This is a genomic window from Rheinheimera sp. ATLC3, from assembly GCF_059429535.1.
This window is the reverse complement of sequence record NZ_CM182103.1, coordinates 603,231-618,945: the sequence shown is the minus strand read 5'-3', so window position 1 is coordinate 618,945 and position 15,715 is coordinate 603,231. Positions and strand designations below refer to the sequence as shown.

At 49.6% G+C, this 15,715-nt stretch carries 14 protein-coding genes; 5 read left to right on the top strand and 9 right to left on the bottom strand.

Annotated elements, in window-relative coordinates:
- Positions 1 to 9 precede the first annotated feature (9 nt).
- The 3 genes from AC5SV9_RS02895 to AC5SV9_RS02885 form a co-directional block, all read right to left on the bottom strand.
- Positions 10 to 756: a class I SAM-dependent DNA methyltransferase gene (locus AC5SV9_RS02895; RefSeq protein WP_475152912.1), complete on the bottom strand. Its 747-nt coding sequence runs from the start codon at positions 754 to 756 to the stop codon at positions 10 to 12.
- A gap of 136 nt (positions 757 to 892) precedes the next feature.
- Entirely contained in the window at positions 893 to 1,297 is a 405-nt protein-coding gene (gene rnk / locus AC5SV9_RS02890; protein ID WP_475152913.1) for a nucleoside diphosphate kinase regulator, read from the bottom strand.
- Complete coding sequence (locus AC5SV9_RS02885) at positions 1,284 to 1,706, bottom strand: GreA/GreB family elongation factor (RefSeq protein WP_475152915.1); 423 nt, start codon at positions 1,704 to 1,706, stop codon at positions 1,284 to 1,286. Before AC5SV9_RS02885 ends, rnk begins: the two co-directional genes overlap by 14 nt.
- A 376-nt stretch (positions 1,707 to 2,082) precedes the next feature.
- Between AC5SV9_RS02885 and AC5SV9_RS02880 the strand changes: the two genes are divergently transcribed.
- The gene (locus tag AC5SV9_RS02880; RefSeq protein ID WP_475152916.1) at positions 2,083 to 2,604 is read left to right on the top strand and encodes an OmpA family protein; all 522 of its coding nucleotides are present in this window, start codon (positions 2,083 to 2,085) and stop codon (positions 2,602 to 2,604) included.
- A 57-nt stretch (positions 2,605 to 2,661) separates the two neighbouring features.
- Here AC5SV9_RS02880 and AC5SV9_RS02875 read toward each other — a convergent pair whose 3' ends face one another.
- From AC5SV9_RS02875 to AC5SV9_RS02865, 3 genes are all read right to left on the bottom strand, one after another.
- Entirely contained in the window at positions 2,662 to 3,072 is a 411-nt protein-coding gene (locus AC5SV9_RS02875; protein WP_475152917.1) for a hypothetical protein, read from the bottom strand.
- 79 nt (positions 3,073 to 3,151) lie between these two features.
- Entirely contained in the window at positions 3,152 to 3,982 is an 831-nt protein-coding gene (locus tag AC5SV9_RS02870; RefSeq protein ID WP_475152918.1) for a class II glutamine amidotransferase, read from the bottom strand.
- Complete coding sequence (locus tag AC5SV9_RS02865) at positions 3,967 to 4,920, bottom strand: ATP-grasp domain-containing protein (protein WP_475152920.1); 954 nt, start codon at positions 4,918 to 4,920, stop codon at positions 3,967 to 3,969. The genes AC5SV9_RS02870 and AC5SV9_RS02865 overlap by 16 nt, the downstream gene beginning before the upstream one ends.
- Positions 4,921 to 5,140: 220 nt before the next feature.
- Between AC5SV9_RS02865 and AC5SV9_RS02860 the strand changes: the two genes are divergently transcribed.
- Positions 5,141 to 6,910, top strand: coding sequence for an N-acetylglutaminylglutamine amidotransferase (locus AC5SV9_RS02860; protein WP_475152922.1), 1,770 nt, complete (start codon positions 5,141 to 5,143; stop codon positions 6,908 to 6,910).
- A 70-nt stretch (positions 6,911 to 6,980) separates the two neighbouring features.
- On the opposite strand, the gene AC5SV9_RS02855 is transcribed toward AC5SV9_RS02860, so the two are convergent.
- Positions 6,981 to 7,433: a ferritin-like domain-containing protein gene (locus AC5SV9_RS02855; RefSeq protein WP_475152924.1), complete on the bottom strand. Its 453-nt coding sequence runs from the start codon at positions 7,431 to 7,433 to the stop codon at positions 6,981 to 6,983.
- Between the two features lie 325 nt (positions 7,434 to 7,758).
- On the opposite strand from AC5SV9_RS02855, the gene AC5SV9_RS02850 reads away from it, so the two are divergent.
- A complete protein-coding gene (locus AC5SV9_RS02850) occupies positions 7,759 to 8,811 on the top strand; it encodes an aldo/keto reductase (protein ID WP_475152926.1) in 1,053 nt (350 codons plus the stop codon).
- A 20-nt stretch (positions 8,812 to 8,831) separates the two neighbouring features.
- Here the strand turns inward: AC5SV9_RS02850 and AC5SV9_RS02845 are convergent, their stop codons facing one another.
- Entirely contained in the window at positions 8,832 to 9,755 is a 924-nt protein-coding gene (locus AC5SV9_RS02845; protein WP_475152927.1) for a universal stress protein, read from the bottom strand.
- 143 nt (positions 9,756 to 9,898) lie between these two features.
- Positions 9,899 to 10,465 (bottom strand): ECF-type sigma factor, encoded by a 567-nt coding sequence (locus tag AC5SV9_RS02840; RefSeq protein WP_475152929.1) that lies wholly within the window; start codon positions 10,463 to 10,465, stop codon positions 9,899 to 9,901.
- Between the two features lie 112 nt (positions 10,466 to 10,577).
- On the opposite strand from AC5SV9_RS02840, the gene AC5SV9_RS02835 reads away from it, so the two are divergent.
- Both AC5SV9_RS02835 and AC5SV9_RS02830 read left to right on the top strand, forming a co-directional pair.
- The gene (locus AC5SV9_RS02835; RefSeq protein WP_475152931.1) at positions 10,578 to 13,076 is read left to right on the top strand and encodes a tetratricopeptide repeat protein; all 2,499 of its coding nucleotides are present in this window, start codon (positions 10,578 to 10,580) and stop codon (positions 13,074 to 13,076) included.
- A gap of 101 nt (positions 13,077 to 13,177) precedes the next feature.
- Positions 13,178 to 15,709, top strand: coding sequence for a bifunctional diguanylate cyclase/phosphodiesterase (locus AC5SV9_RS02830; protein WP_475152932.1), 2,532 nt, complete (start codon positions 13,178 to 13,180; stop codon positions 15,707 to 15,709).
- Positions 15,710 to 15,715 lie beyond the last annotated feature (6 nt).

The following is a 15,715-nucleotide window of genomic DNA, read 5'->3' as shown; positions in this document are numbered from 1 at the left end:
CCGGTATTATCAGCGCTTAATACAAACGAACAGTGCGTTACCTGATACCTGATCCCATGGCACTATGTTGTCGTACTGATGAGCCAGAATATGCACTTCAAACAACGGGCTTAGTAACGCCTGTAATTCTGCAAAACTGACAGCTACCATCGGATGTTCGTCGTGCCACAGTTCAGTGGCGGCGGCATTGATTTTAGCAATGCGCAGTTTAAGAGATTGCTGTTCGCCAGCACCGGCATAATGCCAGCCCGACTCAAACACAAACTGGCTGTCCAGGTGATGAGTGCTGTGGCGCACCATACTGCTGTTACAGATTTTATCTTTATCCACCGCATTAAAGCAGAATACACCGCCTGTAGTTAAAGCATTAAATACGCTGCTGATGCACTGCTGTAGCTGCGTTATGCCGGAATTATAATGAATGGAATACAAAAAACAGGTAATAAGATCGACCGGTTGGTCCAGTGTGAAATTGCACATATTCTGCAGCACAAAACGCGCTTGCGGGCAGCGGGCCTGCGCCAGTGTCAGCATTGGCTGGTTCAGGTCAATTCCTGTGCATTGGTAGCCCAAGCTTAGAAAATGATAGATATGCGGGCCCGTACCACACGCCAGATCCAGATGAGTGCGGCCAGCGTTGCCCAGCAACTGGTGCAGCCGGTGCACGGCCTGGCTTTGCGCATGATAGTCGATATCGCAACACATCAGGTCGTAATAAATGGAGAGATCAGTGTATAACGCATTGGAAGACTGCATAACTAACAGCACTTCAGGCTGGATTTCGGTGGCGCATTCTATAGCAGAATAAGCATTTCGCGAAGCAGCATTTTTACTGAAAGCAAACCGGCTATGCCCGGCTCTTATAGTGGCCGGGCGTGCCTGTTAAAAACACTCAGCGGTGGTAGGCACCTTCACGTTCAGGCTGGTAGACAACTTCGTCAACGGTTATCACCGACATTTCGCCACCCGGTAATGGCCAGTTGATGCTGTCACCACATTTTAGCCCGAGTAAAGCACTGCCTACTGGCGCGAGTATCGATATTTTGTCGCCACTTGGGTCTGCGTCTTTGGGGTATACCAGCGTCAGGGTGCTGGACTTACCGTTAGCAAGGCTAAAGCGTACAGTCGAATTCATACTAACGACGTCTGCCGGTAGCTGTTGCGGCGATACAATAATTGCGCGCTGCAACTCCTGGCTTAATGTATCGTAGCCAACGGTGTCCTGGCCCAGACTGGCCAGCAAATTATCCAGCCTGTCAAAATCAGTGGTGGAAAGCGTGATGTCAGGGGTTTTCATTAAAGCTCCTTATCTTATTTGGCGTAATACTCATCACAGTGAGTACACGCAGGTTAAGTTGATGGCGTAACAGCGTTAACTGAATATCATGATCAGTCGTTTTATCCAGCAGATCAGCGCCAAGCGGCGAGAGTATTGAAATACGGTTTCGACGATAGCTCGCTTGCGACGGTGTCACCAGCTGCAGCCAGCCCCGCTCGTGAGTATCGAGATTTTTCAGTTCAACTGAGCTGCCTAGCCGGATTGCACTGCTGTCATAGTTGAGTTTGCACTGACGGTGATTGTCCGCCAGTGAATGCACAATGTGGTTTAGTTGCAACGCTGTAAACGGCAAAAACTGCCGGCAGGCCAACGCTGCAACGACGCTGGCGATAGTCTTATGTGACGCTTTGGGATAACAGAAATACATTATAGCTCCGCATTACAGAAGCAAAAATGAACAAAATGGTTTAACGAAAAAGTGTCAGGCCGGTTTCGCGCAGGGCAAAACCGGCCTAGGAATGGAAGGCGATAGCGGTGTAATGCTGGCCGCTCACCGTGGTGGTGAGCGCAAAGAATTTTGAGTATGGCATGGCTGCACCATAGAGTATCTGACGCCAAAGTGCAATCCCATAAAACTGTGCGGATACTACTGATAATGAATGCACACTACATGGCAGTGTTATTACTCTGGTTTCACTTTGATTAAATATATTTATTTATTGTTAAGTTTTGGTGTTTATTTGCTGCTGTGAAAAGATTAAAGTGTGCGCCATTATTGATAACTTATTTATGGAGTATCTATTTTGCGCGCAGTATTGTTTCTGTCAGTTGCTTTATTTACATTTTTGCATACCGGTTGTGCCAGCACCTCAGGCAATAAAGCCGACGCCGTAAAAGCAGACGTTGCCAAGCCGCAGTCTGTATTTCTGGCCCGGCTGCAGCAGCGCACCGCGGCACAGACATCAGAACTGGCCGATGGCAGCATAAAGGTTGCTTTTCCCGGCATTACCGCATTTTCGCATGATGGTGCCAGAATAAGCGACGAGCAACAAAGTGTGCTCAGTAGCGTGGTTGAATCTCTGGAACATATTGAATACCAGAAATTGACGGTAGTCGGCCATACCGATGGTTCAGGCAAGCTGGCGTATAACAACACCTTGTCACAGCAACGGGCTGAACAGGTAAAAGCATTTTTACTACAACAGGGCTTAACCGCTGAGCAGGTAACGGCAGAAGGTCGTGGCCCGGCAGAGCCTGTGGCGGATAATAAAACTGCGCAGGGCAGAGCAGCAAACCGTCGGGTAGAGCTTGTGCTGGCGTTTTGATATTGATACAGCTATAGAACCGGTCACTTTGCTAACCGGTTCTTTGAGTGTCTTACCTTAGTCGGTCAGTACCCAGCCGTTGTCTGTTTTGCGCAGCGTCAGTGTCTGTTGTTTTACCTGATACTGGTCACCAGCTTTGAAATCGCCATACTGTAGTTTCAACATGCCGGCTGCCATACCACTGGCCATTTTCTCCAACGGGTTGCCAGGTTTTGCGGTTTGTTTGTCCATGTACTCTTTAAACGATTGTTTAAATTCGACGTCATAAGAGACGTCTGCAGCATAATGGCTATCGTTGTCTGACCAACCATTCAGCTTTTTTACATTGCTAATGTCAACCAGTCCTTCATATTTGGCGTCAAATTGCTGCTGCAATAACTGCTTCAGTCTGGTATCACCCGGCTTGTCAGAGCAAGCTGTTACAGTAAACACCATCAGGGCGACAACCAATAAACGCAACATCGTCATACAATACTCTTTGTCAGTAGAAAATCAGGCTAGCGATTATGATACAAAATATTGCTTGTGTGCCAGCCTGCTGTAAGGGTTACGGCAAAAAGGTTTCACTTTGCACGTTGCAGTTGTTGATTGTCGTAAAGGAGTTATTGGCTATTTTACGCCACTTACTGCTGATATTGTCCAGGGGCTCAGAAACCACAACAGTACTGCCTGATGGAATGCGCGGTCTGGCCTGTGCAAATTCAGCCATGCAGGCGGTGTCGGTTGACACAAACTGTGTCATTGGAGCCTCGTTATGCGAGTAACGGATGGTATACAGCTTTTCACCGTCAGAGATGGCGCAGGATAAATTAAGTACGCCTTCCTGATCGATCTTCAGCAGTGCCTGCAGCACCTTTTCGACCATCTTTTGCATTGCTGCTTTGGGCTGGTCCAGCAGGCCCAGCGTAATGGCCAGGTAAAAAAAGGTTTCGCTGTCTGTGGTGCCCTGCAGCAGTGGATACAATTCAGGCGCAATACTTAGCTGCAGCTCACGCCTGATTTTAGGAAAGTGGCTGACATGGCCGTTATGCTGAAACAGCCAGTTTTTGTAGCGAAAAGGATGACAGTTAGCGCGCTGAATATCACCGGTTGTCGTCGCGCGGATATGCGCCATAAAAGTATGGGCTTTGACCTGATGGCATAAATTATTCAGGTTAGTATTGTGCCAGGCTGGCAGGTCGTCTTTAAATAATCCCGGCTCTTTGCGTTTGTCGTACCAGCCAATGCCGAAGCCGTCACCGTTAGTACTTAGCAGCTGCCCGTTTTTGGTGTAATTCATTTGACTGTGGCGGCTTTGCACCACCAGAGAGTGGTCCGGTTTCGTGACCAGTGTATCCAGATATATGGGTTTACCGGTATAGGCTATCCATCGGCACATAAAATACCCCGCTGAGATTCTAATACCTTTGCGCTACTGTAGCGCTGCTCATAAAAACGGTGCACCTGTGATACGGCATAGTCAATAATGGCCCCTGCGATATCGACACCGGTAATACTTTCGATACCCTGCTCGCCGGTAAAGTCGGGCGACACATTAATTTCCAGTAGCAGAGGTCCCTCATCTGAACACACAAAGTCCACACCTGCCACATTCATACCGATAGAGGCCGTAGCAGATAACACCATCTCTTCTTCGTCAGCGCTAAGCTGATAAGGTTCAGAATGTCCGCCAAGAGACACATTTGATCTGAAGTCGCCATCTTGCGAGCGACGACACATACTGGCAACCACTTTACCACCGACAACAAAAGCGCGAATGTCTGTACCTGACGCTTCTTTAACAAAACGTTGAATAATGTATGATGCGCCTAACTGGCTGAATGTTTTAACAATGTTGTCCATTTCTTTTAAGCTGTGTACCAGAAATATGCCGGTACCTTCAGTGCTCTCAATCAATTTAACGATCATTGGCAAACCTATGACATTTGCAAGTTCCCGAAAGCCCTGTGGATTGTAGGCAATACCGGTTGCAGGGAAAGGCAGGCCTCGGGCCAGCAGATACTGCAGACATTTTAATTTATCCCGCCCCAGACGCAGTGCGGCTGGCGATTCGCTAACATAGGTCTGGCTGCAGATAAACTGCTGCAGTACGTTGGTGCCGTAGTCAGTAAAATTGACGTTCAGCCGCGGGATAATGGCATCAAAGGCTTTGGTGATGTTTTTGTCACGCCAGTAAATCATTGGCTTTTCGGTCGATAGCACCATGCTGATATCCCGAATGTTATAAAGCTCTGCAGTATGACCTCTTGCTTTTGCTGCCTCCAGCAGGCGGTGATCGTCCTTGACCTGGTCAGTAGATAAAATACAAATATTCATACTGGTCTAACCTTGTCATTTGTTGAAAATACGTTAAGTCTAGCATAGGGTCTAATAGTAGCAGGTCAGAGTGAAAAGCAAGCTCGGGCTAAACTAAAAGCTCACAATCTGGTCGTAACTAAGTAATCTTCTCTAGTGGAGGTGTTTAAAGTGCCGGAAAATCGAGGCCGCCAGGCCGGTCAGTAGTACCACCTGGCGAAATGAATACAAGAGGAACGGTATGTGTGGAATAGCAGGAGAAATCAGTTTTGCCGGTAAGGCATCAACGCTTTATGTTGAAAAAATGTTGGAAAAATTGGCGCCGCGCGGACCGGATGGCTGGGGTGTTTCAGCTCAGGGCAATGTCTGTTTTGGTCACCAGCGACTGAAGGTCATAGATTTAACGGCTGCCGGCGCGCAACCGATGCATGACTCAGCTTTGGGGCTGAGTATCGTATTTAACGGCTGTATTTATAATTACAAAGCGCTGCGTGCAGAGCTGGAACAGTTAGGCCACCGTTTTTTTTCTACCAGTGATACTGAAGTTATTCTAAAAGCTTATGCGCAGTGGCAAGAGCAGTGCATGGCACGTTTTAATGGCATGTTTGCTTTTGCTATCTGGCACCGGGACAGTAACAGCACGTTCTTTGCCCGCGACCGCCTGGGGATCAAACCGCTGTATTATCACCAAAACCGCAACGGCCTGTGGTTTTCCTCTACGTTACCTTCTTTGCTACGTTGTGCAGAAGTGCCGCAGCAGCTTAACCCGGCGGGCGTGCATCAATATATGGCGTTTCGCGCTATTGTCGGCGCTGATACGCTGTTTTCCAATGTCTACAAACTGCAGCCCGGCCAATGGATGCGTGTTAGTGCTGACGGGGAGGTAAAACAAGGCTGTTACTGGCAACTGCATACGGATACCGATTACAGTGAAATACGCAGTGAGGCCGACTGGCAGCAAGCGCTGAAAGCCGCTTTATTTGACAGTGCCAAGCGCCGGCTTGAAGCCGATGTGCCGGTGGGCGTGCTATTGTCCGGCGGGCTCGACTCGTCCTTATTAGTAGGGATGTTAAGCGAGCTCGGGCAGAAACAATTACATACTTTTTCGATTGGCTTTGACGATGTGGCAGATGAGGAGGGCAATGAATTTAAATATTCCGACATCATAGCCCGGCACTATGATACACAGCACAACAAAATTTTCGCCAGACACGATACGTTACTCGGCCACTTGCGGCCTTGTATTGAAGCCATGTCTGAGCCTATGGTCAGCCACGATGTTATTGGCTTTTACCTGTTAGCGCAGGCAGTAAGCCAACATGTCAAAGTGGTGCAAAGTGGTCAGGGCGCCGATGAAGTATTTGCCGGTTACCACTGGTACCCGCCGATGACAGAAGCGACTGAACATGAAGCGGCCCAGCGTTATGCCGACGCTTATTTCTCCTGGGATGAATCACAGCTGGCACAGGTGCTGGCGCCGCAATACTGTTTACATAACTATTCTTTCAGCTATATACAGCAGTATTTTGCAAACTGTGGTGCGCGTTTAGCGGTAGACAAAGCGCTGCATCTTGATACTGCCGTTATGCTGGTGGACGATCCGTTAAAACGGGTTGATAACATGACAATGGCCTTCGGGCTTGAAGCCAGGGTACCGTTTCTGGACCATGAATTGGTTGAGCTGGCGTTTAAAATCCCGCATCAGCTGAAACTACGCGATGGCGGTAAATATCTGTTAAAACAGGTAGCCAGAGAGGTGATCCCTGCGGCTGTTATTGACCGGCCAAAGGGCTACTTTCCGGTACCGGCGCTGAGAAAAATGCACGGCGAGTATCTGCAGCTGGCCAAAGAGGTATTCAGTCAGAAAGCAGCACGTCAGCGTCAGCTGTTTAACCTGGATTACATTGATACGATGCTGGCCGCTCCGGATAAATTCAGTGGTCGGTTCGGCTCTAAATTATGGCAGGCAACATTATTGGAACTATGGTTGCAGCAACATAATATTGAATAACAGGCAGAAAAAGGCCACCAGCCTTGGGGCAACGCTGGTGGCAACATAACGGTTTGGGGGCCGTTATCTGTTAGTGTTTGGTTGCCTTTTTCAGCGCCCGCATTTCGTCATGGCACTCCTGCATCGTCGCCAGTGATTGCAGTAACGCTGATTCATACTGTGGTGGCTGCTTTTCTTTCAGTGCAATACGGATTTCTTCCAGCGTCTTGTCTTCCACTTCTTCAAGCTGGGCAATATAGGTAGCTTCTTTATCTGAACTCATTGCACCTATTACGTTGGTATACACTTTTCGTGCTTCAACGGTAAAGGCAGAGCCTTCCTCGCGTTTTCCTTCTTCCTGCACAGCAAACGGCTGTAAACGCTCTTTTACCATACGACGGGCATTAATCATGCGGTCAAAAAACTGAGCCAGACGTTTGTCATCCACTTTCTCTTTAGCGTCAGTGTAAAAATCAATGCCACTGTTTAATACCTGAACAATATCAGTAACATGTTTTACTTCTTGGGTATGTAGATTTGCCATAATGTCAGTCTCCGTTTTAAAAGCTGTAGCGCCTTAGCACTATGAGAGGTCATGCGTGATTTATTGCATGACAGAACACCAGTAGTGATTGCAGCTTGCGGGCCAGCCTGAGCCGCTTTTTAGTTTTTATTTTTATGTTTATGATTTTAAAAGGTTTTAATGAGGTTTTTTACATGGTGTCGCCAGGTAAGTAAGGTACATTGCTGTCAACGCACACTGCAGTAACTTCATATTTTCATTTACATGTCTGTAATTTTTACCGCTGTGTTGCCTGGCGTAACTGATTTCGCTATGGTGCACACAAATTGTTTGTCTGGAGATGGTTATGCAGTATGCCCGTTTAGGATCTTCACCTGTTAACGTGTCAAGGGTATGCCTGGGGACTATGACCTGGGGCTGTCAGAATACGCAGGCAGATGCTGATGCACAGCTTGACTACGCATTGGCCCAGGGCATGAACTTTATTGATACCGCTGAAATGTACGCCGTGCCGCCCTCTGCACAGACGTACGGCGCAACCGAGCGAATTATCGGCAATTGGCTTAGCCGGCACAGTGCTAAGCGACAGGATATTGTGCTGGCTACCAAAATGGCCGGCCCTGGCCTTGCGCATGTGCGTAATGGCACTGAAATGACGCCCGAAGCGTTGTTGCAGGCAGTAGATGACTCGCTTAGCCGCTTACAAACCGATTATATCGATCTGTATCAGTTGCATTGGCCAAACCGGGTGTCACCGCATTTTGGTAAGCACGCGGTAGGGCATATCGGCTTTTCTGCAGTGGATAGCGAACAGCAAACTGCGCAGATCCTGGGCTTGCTGGAGGCACTGCAGCGTTGTGTCGATGCGGGTAAAATCCGCTATTGCGGTTTGTCGAATGAAACACCCTGGGGTATCAGTCAGTATTTACAGTTAAGCCGTGAGCATAAAGTACCTCGCATCGTTTCTATTCAAAACGAATTCAGCGTGTTGCACAGCAAAGACTGGCCCTATCTGATAGAGCAATGTGTACATGAACAGGTGGCTTATCTGCCCTGGTCACCGCTGGCTGGCGGAGCGTTGACCGGCAAATATCTGGCTGGTGCGCGCCCTGCCGGAACACGCTGGAGCATGTTGCAACGTAATGGTCTGTTTCGCGATACACCTGAGTCAAATCAGGCCATTACTGTTTTTACTGAACTGGCTCGTGGTCATGGTGTGTCGCCTGTTACTGCTGCGCTAGGTTGGGTGGCTCAGGTCGAAGGCGTGACATCAACGATTATCGGGGCGACCAGCATGGAGCAGCTGCAGCAGAATATAGCGGCATTCTCTGAACCACTGCCATCAGCGATGCTGGATGACATCGCTGCCTTTTTAAGACAATTTCCTGCGCCATTTTAGCAAGAAGCTCAGCCGGCTGTTTATCTGCCGGCTGCAGCGAAACCGGGTGTCGGCTTGATCACTAAGACATCACATGGCATATGCTGGCTAAGGTAATGGGCGGTATCGCCCAGTAACGCTGAGCTGATCTCATGCATATGATTGTTACCTATTATCGCCAGCTGACTGTGTAGCGACTGCACTGTCTTAGGAATTTCATCGTCGGGTAAGCCATCTTGCAAATGCAGGCAATCAGCCGGTATGCCACAGCGACGGGTAACATGCTGCAGTTTATCACTATGCTGTTTTGCTATGTCTGGCAAAGGCTCAAAACCCGATTGACTAGAGTAGGGCAGGCTCATGGTGCAGTGCTGTGCACTGTAACAATTTATAACGTGCAGTTGCTGCTCATTATGGCTCAGCTCGCCACTAATATCTAAAATGACCTCATTCATCTGGCTGTTATTGCCGGCATTGTCTTCCAGATCCAGGCAGGCCAGAACATTGATCTCACCATTTATCTGGCCGGGTTTTACCAGCCAGACCGGTAACTCACAATCACTGATAAGATAATGCTCCAGGCTGTTGGCTAATAACGGCAACAGGTTCCGTTTACAGTGCTGCGGCGTTATAACCATACTGATGTCACGTTGTTCTATCAGTTGGCTGATGGCGTGTTTCTCGCTTTCACGCCAGGACACAACAACATCTATCTGCAGCTCTTTCGCCGTCAGGCGGCCAGCACGTTGCAGAATATCCTGGCGGAACTGCCCAATAAAACCGGCCAGTTCGTTATCAGCACTGACCGAATTATGATGTATCGGCTGCAAACGCTTATAAAACGACTGAAACACGGTAACCCGGCTGCCATATTGCTCCGCCAGAGCGATAGCCCGGTGTAATGCCAGCTCATCGTTGCTCTGCTGTTGCTGAATAACAAGTAAATGATAAAAGGCGCTATGCATAATAGTATCCCGCTTTTAATGTGAGAAAAGCGCGACGACATTAACTGCGCTGTAGTTCAGCCAGGCGGTTGCCAGTCTGATATTGCTATAAGCGTAAAAGCGGGTAGAAATACGACATTTTTTTTCAGGCAGCTGGAAATTACTTAAACCGGTTGCAGAGTTTGCCGCAGCCAGGCTTTTGCCAGCCGGGTATTGCGTTCAATCGTTTTGGCCGATACCTGATACAAATCTGCTATTTCAGCGGTGGTTAACCCGGCGAAAAAATGCAGTTCAAGCATTTCCGCTTTGGGCTGGTCAAATTCTGCCAGCGCTTCCATAGCATCATTCAGCGCCAGGATATCGATATTCTCTGTTTCACCAAGATGCTGTTCTTCTAACGTGATACATTTTATGCCATCGCCACGTTTAGCACTATAGCGGGCACGGGCGTGATCAACCAGGATGCGCCGCATCATGCGCCCGGCCAGGTTAAAAAAATGCACACGGTTATGGTAACTGACATCACAATTGAGCAAGTTCAGATAGGCTTCATTGACCAGCGCAGTAGGCTGTAGCGTATGCCCCGCACGCTCGTTGTACATCAATTTCAGCGCTAACCGGTGCAATTCATTATGGATTTGTTCACTCAGGCGATTAAGAGCAGCAGCATCTCCGCTGTGCCACCGTTCAAGCAAGATCGTGAACTGCTGCGATGCTGGATTTTTAGACATACTGGCTTTTTCTGCTAGCTTTTAGTTGCAACAGTATAGTTTCTTCCCAGCTAATTAGCGCATTGGCAGGTTTTTAACACTGCAGCAAGACCAGACACGGACCAAATACCCTATGGATAAGGAACGCTGGCAGCAGATCGAAAGGTTATTTTTCCTGGCTTCAGAGTTAGCAGAACCCGAGCGGAGCCGTTTCTTACAGGCTGAATGTGCAACTGAGCCAGAGCTTGCTGACTCAGTGTTAGCGTTACTGGCGTCTGATAACGCAACGCTTAATATCACCGGGCTGTTACAGCAGGAAGCTACTCAGTTGCTTCAATCAGCAGATTTAACCGGCACAGTGATTGGGCAATACAAAATTGTCCGCGCGCTAGGACACGGCGGCATGGGAGCGGTCTATCTGGCAGAGCGCGCCGACAAGCAATTTACCAAACAGGTTGCCATTAAAATCAGCCATACCCGTTTGGCGAAACCTGTGCTTTTGCATGCCTTTAAAACTGAAAGACAAATTCTTGCAGATTTAGAGCATCCTGCCATATCCCGCTTACTTGATGGTGGCACGACAGAGCAAGGCTTACCTTATCTGGTCATGGAGTACGTCAAAGGTGAGCCTGTTGATCGCTACTGCGCCGCGCGTGAACTGTCACAAACTGCCAGGTTGCAGCTGTTTGTCAAAGTCGCCAATGCCGTGACGTATGCACACCAGAACATGATTGTGCATTGCGATATTAAACCGGCAAATATTCTGGTAACCGCTGACAGTGAGCCCAAGCTGCTGGATTTTGGTATTGCTCATCTGTTGACCAAAGCCAGTCAGTATGGTGCTGAAAATGGCAATAAACGGCTGACCATAAGCTATGCCAGCCCTGAGCAGCAACTGGGAAAGACACCGTCTGCGTTAAGCGATGTATACTCCCTTGGGGTGACGTTGCATGAGCTGTTAAGCGGGCAACTGCCAGAAACCAACGGCGCTGTTTCCGCTGCTTTGCCTGAAGATATGCGTTGTATTCTCAGTAAGGCTTTACAAAGCGAACCAGATAAACGTTATAGCTCAGTTGCGGCTTTTACAGACGATGTAAAGCGTTTTTTAGGCCGTCATCCTGTACTGGCCCGACAGGAAAGCTGGTGGTACCGCAGTTGTATGCTGGTGCGGCGTAACCAGGTCAGTAGCCTGCTTTTTGCCACTGTAATGTTTGCTGTTATTAGTTTTAGTATCGCCATCTGGTTGCAGTCACTGCATGTTGCCCACGAACGGGATCAGGCCAGGTTGCAGCGTGATAAGGCGCAGGCGGTCAGCCAGTTTGTCAGTGATATGTTATCGGCGGTGGACCCTTTTGTTGCACAGGGACAAAAGCCGACAGTACAGCAATTGCTTGACCAAGCCAGCATGCAGTTGCAGCAGAATACGCAGCATGCATTGGCACAACAACCAGAGGTTGAAGCCGCTGTGCGTCAGGTGATTGGGCAAACTTATTTTTCTCTTGGCCAGTTGTTTGATGCTCAGAGCCACCTGGAGCAGGCGAAATGGCTGGCAGAACAAAACCGTTTTACCGATACGGCCTTATTCTTATCAATTATCCGCACGCTGGCTGGCGTATATAAAGACCAGTATAAAACCGCTGACGTATTGACGCTGGCATATCAGGCGCTTGAACTGACGGAGCGGCTATATGGGGTTAATAGTATGGAAACACTGGCAGCACTTAGCGACCTTGCCAGCGCGTATCATACCGCCGGAGAACTGACAAAGGCCGAAACGATTTGGTTCAGGCTGTATCAGCAGCGGCTGCAGTTGCTTGGCAATGATCACCCGCACATTATTCAGTCTCTGGTGCATCTGGGGATTATCAGTCACTGGCTGGGTAAGTATCAGCTGGCCGCAGACTATTATCAGCGCTGCCTGCAGCAGGCGCGGAAACTCTGGGGTGAGTTTCATCCTGATACCTTACAGTGTATGAGTACGCTGGGTTCAGTTTATGAGTCTTCTGGCCGTTTCAACGAGGCTGAACCCGTTATTATCAGACATATTGAACTTGCCACAAAAGTGCTGGGGCCATCACACCCTGATACGTTGCGCTCACAGCATAACCTGGCCGATACCTATCGCGGACAGCAACGATACGCTGAGGCCGAAATGCTGTTTAGACAGGTGCTGAAGCAGCGTTCTGAGGTGTTAGGGCGTGGTAATATCGAAACCCTGCAAAGCCGGATGAAACTTGGCAGGGTGCTGCTGTTACAACATCAACACGCAGAAGCAGAGACGATGCTGACTGATGCCTATCAACAGATGAAACTTCAGCTGGGAGAGCGCCATCCTTCGGTGCTGACATCTGCACAGCTACTGGCTGATACCTATCTTGAGCAGCAAAAATACCAGGCTGCGCTGGCGCTTTATCAGCACATACTGAGCCTGCGAAAAGATAAAAGCGCAGAACATCCTGACACTATAGATGTGCTTGCAGGTATAGCACGGGTGTATCTGCAAATGGCTGAGCCGACGCAGGCAGCACATTATCTGGAACAGGCCGGGGCCATTGCTGTGCGGTTTCCTGACAGCCAAAGCGCTAACCTGAGGCTGGCCATTGCCGCTTTGCAGCAACAGGACGCGCCCTGAATTGATGCTGGTCTCAGTTTGCGCACTGTTAGCAGTTTCCTGCTTGTGGTGCGCTTAAGGCTGCGTAATACTAGTTTGCAGTTACCTTTATGAGCCTTGTTATGTCGTTGTTAGCTTTTACCAATCCGACTACTGATTTGTCTGCGGCCTATCACGGGCATCATGCAATGGCTCTGGTGATCCTGTCACTGTTAATCGCCATACTGGCCGCCTACACCAGCTTCAGTCACCGCCATCTGATGCGTGGCGCAGAAAACCTGCAAACTGCCCGGCTGTGGCACGCCAGTGGGGCAGTGGCGATGGGGCTCGGCGTGTGGGCCATGCATTTTACCGGCATGATGTCACTGCAGTTACCCGTTGATGTGGGCTACCGGCTGGATGTGACGCTGCTGTCAGTGCTGCCTGCTATTGCTGCTGCCTATGTTACGCTTCGGGTTGTCGCCTCTTCCGGCCAGAGTATTGAACGTATTGTCGCCGGCGGTGTGTTAATGGGCGCAGGTATTGGCTGTATGCATTACATCGGCATGGCGGCCATGGTGCTGCAAGCCGAGCGGCTGTATAACCCGGCTATGTTCGGGTTGTCTATCGTGGTTGCGGTAGTGATGGCCACACTGGCTCTGGGCATCTGGCCCTGGCTGACAAATAAAGTCGCCAGTAAGCCGCTGCTGGAATGCATAAGCTCGATAGTAATGGGAATGGCCATTGCCAGCATGCATTATGTTGCTATGCATGCGACGGTGTTTTTGCCTGCCAGTTTAGCTGCGCCAGATGCAATGGTGATGAGCAAACAGACACTGGGCACCCTGGCCGTTGTTGTGGCAGTCGGTATTCTGATGCTGGCGACGGTAGCCGTGATGATGCGTCAGCGTATCAGTGCTGCAGAGCGCAGCAGCAATGTGGCAAACGAACAGGCCAGAATACTGTCTACCCGGTTAGAGCGCATCGCCTCGCGCGTGCCTGGCCTGGTGTATGAGTTTCGTCTTGGTGACGATGGCAGTTTTACCTTTCCCTATGCCAGCGATGCTATCCGCGATATTTACCGCATTAGCCCTGAGCAGGCAAGTATTGATGCAATGCCGGTGATGCTGGTACTGCATCCGGATGACAGAGAGAGTATGCGGCAGTCAATTTATCATTCTGCACAGCATTTATCACCCTGGCAGCTGGAATACCGTGTACTGACTGAACAGAATGAAGTGCGTTGGTTGTTTGGTAATGCCATGCCAGAGCGCGATGCCAGCGGTGTGCGCTGGAGCGGTTTTATTACTGATATTTCCCAGCGTAAAGCGACTGAGCAGCATATTCATCAACTGGCTTTTTTTGACAGCCTTACCGGGCTTTATAACAGACGCAAAGTGCAGCAAAGCCTGCAGGACTTATGCACCCAGTTTGACGCCAGAAAGCAAAGTGGGGCAGTTATTCTGGTTGATGTTGATAATTTTAAACGAATAAATGATACCCAGGGCCATAAAGCCGGGGACGAGCTGTTAAAGCAGGTTGCACTGCGGCTGGAGCAGTTTGCACCGCCTGGCAGCATCTGTGGCCGCCTTAGCAGTGATGAATTTGCGTTACTGGTGATTGATCTGCCGGCAGAGCTGCCGCTAACCCAACATCAGCTACAGCAGTTTGCAGATGAGTTGCTCAAAGCTCTGGCACAGCCTTATGCGATAAGCGGACATTATTACAGTAGCAGCGTCAGCCTGGGATATTGCGTATTCAACGATACGTCAGTCAGCGCTGATGAACTATTGAAGCGGGCCGACATAGCGGTGTCGCATGCCAAAGCTGCCGGTGGCAATTGCCAGGTGATGTTTGAAGACGAAATGTACCAGCAAATTCAGCAGCGCTTTGCGATGGAGAACGCGCTGGCAAAAGCGGTAGCGCTTAATCAGCTTAGCCTGCATTATCAGCCGCAGTTGACCGATACTGGCAGAGTGGTGGGCGTCGAGGCGTTGCTGCGCTGGCATTGTCCGGAGCTGGGCCTGGTGTCGCCGGCCGAGTTTATCCCGCTGGCCGAGGAAACCGGCCTGATTGAGGATATCGGCTTTTGGGTGCTGCATCAGGCCTGTCAGCAGTTGCAGCAGTGGCAAGCCGACCCGCTGCTGGCGACGGTAACGATGTCAGTCAATATCAGCGCCCGGCAGTTCTATTTGCCAGAATTTGTCAGCATTGTGCAGCAATGTATTGAAAAATATAAGTTCTCACCTCAATGCCTGATGCTTGAACTGACCGAAAGTTTGATCCTGGCCGATCTGGAAGACGCCGTCGCAAGGATGCAGCAAATTAAGCAGCTGGGCGTTAAGTTTTCTATGGATGACTTTGGCACCGGCTACTCATCGTTATCTTATCTGTCGCGACTGCCGTTTGATGAAGTGAAAATTGACCAGTATTTTGTCCGCAGTGGCAGTACCGGCCAGCCAAGAGACTGGGCGATAGTTGATGCAATTGTTGGTATTGCCAATACTTATGGTATGAAACTGGTGGCGGAGGGCGTAGAAACAGCGGCGCAACAGGCTTTGCTGCGCAAGAGTGGCTGCCGCTGTTATCAGGGCTATTTATATGCCAAACCGGCGCCTGCTGCAGATACTGAACTCTGGATCCGTCAGTATCTGCAGCAGCAGGCAACCAGTTAACTGCAC

Coding starts and splice junctions, on each gene's coding strand:
- AC5SV9_RS02895 (WP_475152912.1), bottom strand. CDS start 756: ATGCAGTCTTCCAATGCGTTATACACTGATCTCTCCATTTATTACGAC.
- rnk (WP_475152913.1), bottom strand. CDS start 1,297: ATGAAAACCCCTGACATCACGCTTTCCACCACTGATTTTGACAGGCTG.
- AC5SV9_RS02875 (WP_475152917.1), bottom strand. CDS start 3,072: ATGACGATGTTGCGTTTATTGGTTGTCGCCCTGATGGTGTTTACTGTA.
- AC5SV9_RS02885 (WP_475152915.1), bottom strand. CDS start 1,706: ATGTATTTCTGTTATCCCAAAGCGTCACATAAGACTATCGCCAGCGTC.
- AC5SV9_RS02870 (WP_475152918.1), bottom strand. CDS start 3,982: ATGTGCCGATGGATAGCCTATACCGGTAAACCCATATATCTGGATACA.
- AC5SV9_RS02855 (WP_475152924.1), bottom strand. CDS start 7,433: ATGGCAAATCTACATACCCAAGAAGTAAAACATGTTACTGATATTGTT.
- AC5SV9_RS02850 (WP_475152926.1), top strand. CDS start 7,759: ATGCAGTATGCCCGTTTAGGATCTTCACCTGTTAACGTGTCAAGGGTA.
- AC5SV9_RS02835 (WP_475152931.1), top strand. CDS start 10,578: ATGGATAAGGAACGCTGGCAGCAGATCGAAAGGTTATTTTTCCTGGCT.
- AC5SV9_RS02860 (WP_475152922.1), top strand. CDS start 5,141: ATGTGTGGAATAGCAGGAGAAATCAGTTTTGCCGGTAAGGCATCAACG.
- AC5SV9_RS02865 (WP_475152920.1), bottom strand. CDS start 4,920: ATGAATATTTGTATTTTATCTACTGACCAGGTCAAGGACGATCACCGC.
- AC5SV9_RS02845 (WP_475152927.1), bottom strand. CDS start 9,755: ATGCATAGCGCCTTTTATCATTTACTTGTTATTCAGCAACAGCAGAGC.
- AC5SV9_RS02830 (WP_475152932.1), top strand. CDS start 13,178: ATGTCGTTGTTAGCTTTTACCAATCCGACTACTGATTTGTCTGCGGCC.
- AC5SV9_RS02840 (WP_475152929.1), bottom strand. CDS start 10,465: ATGTCTAAAAATCCAGCATCGCAGCAGTTCACGATCTTGCTTGAACGG.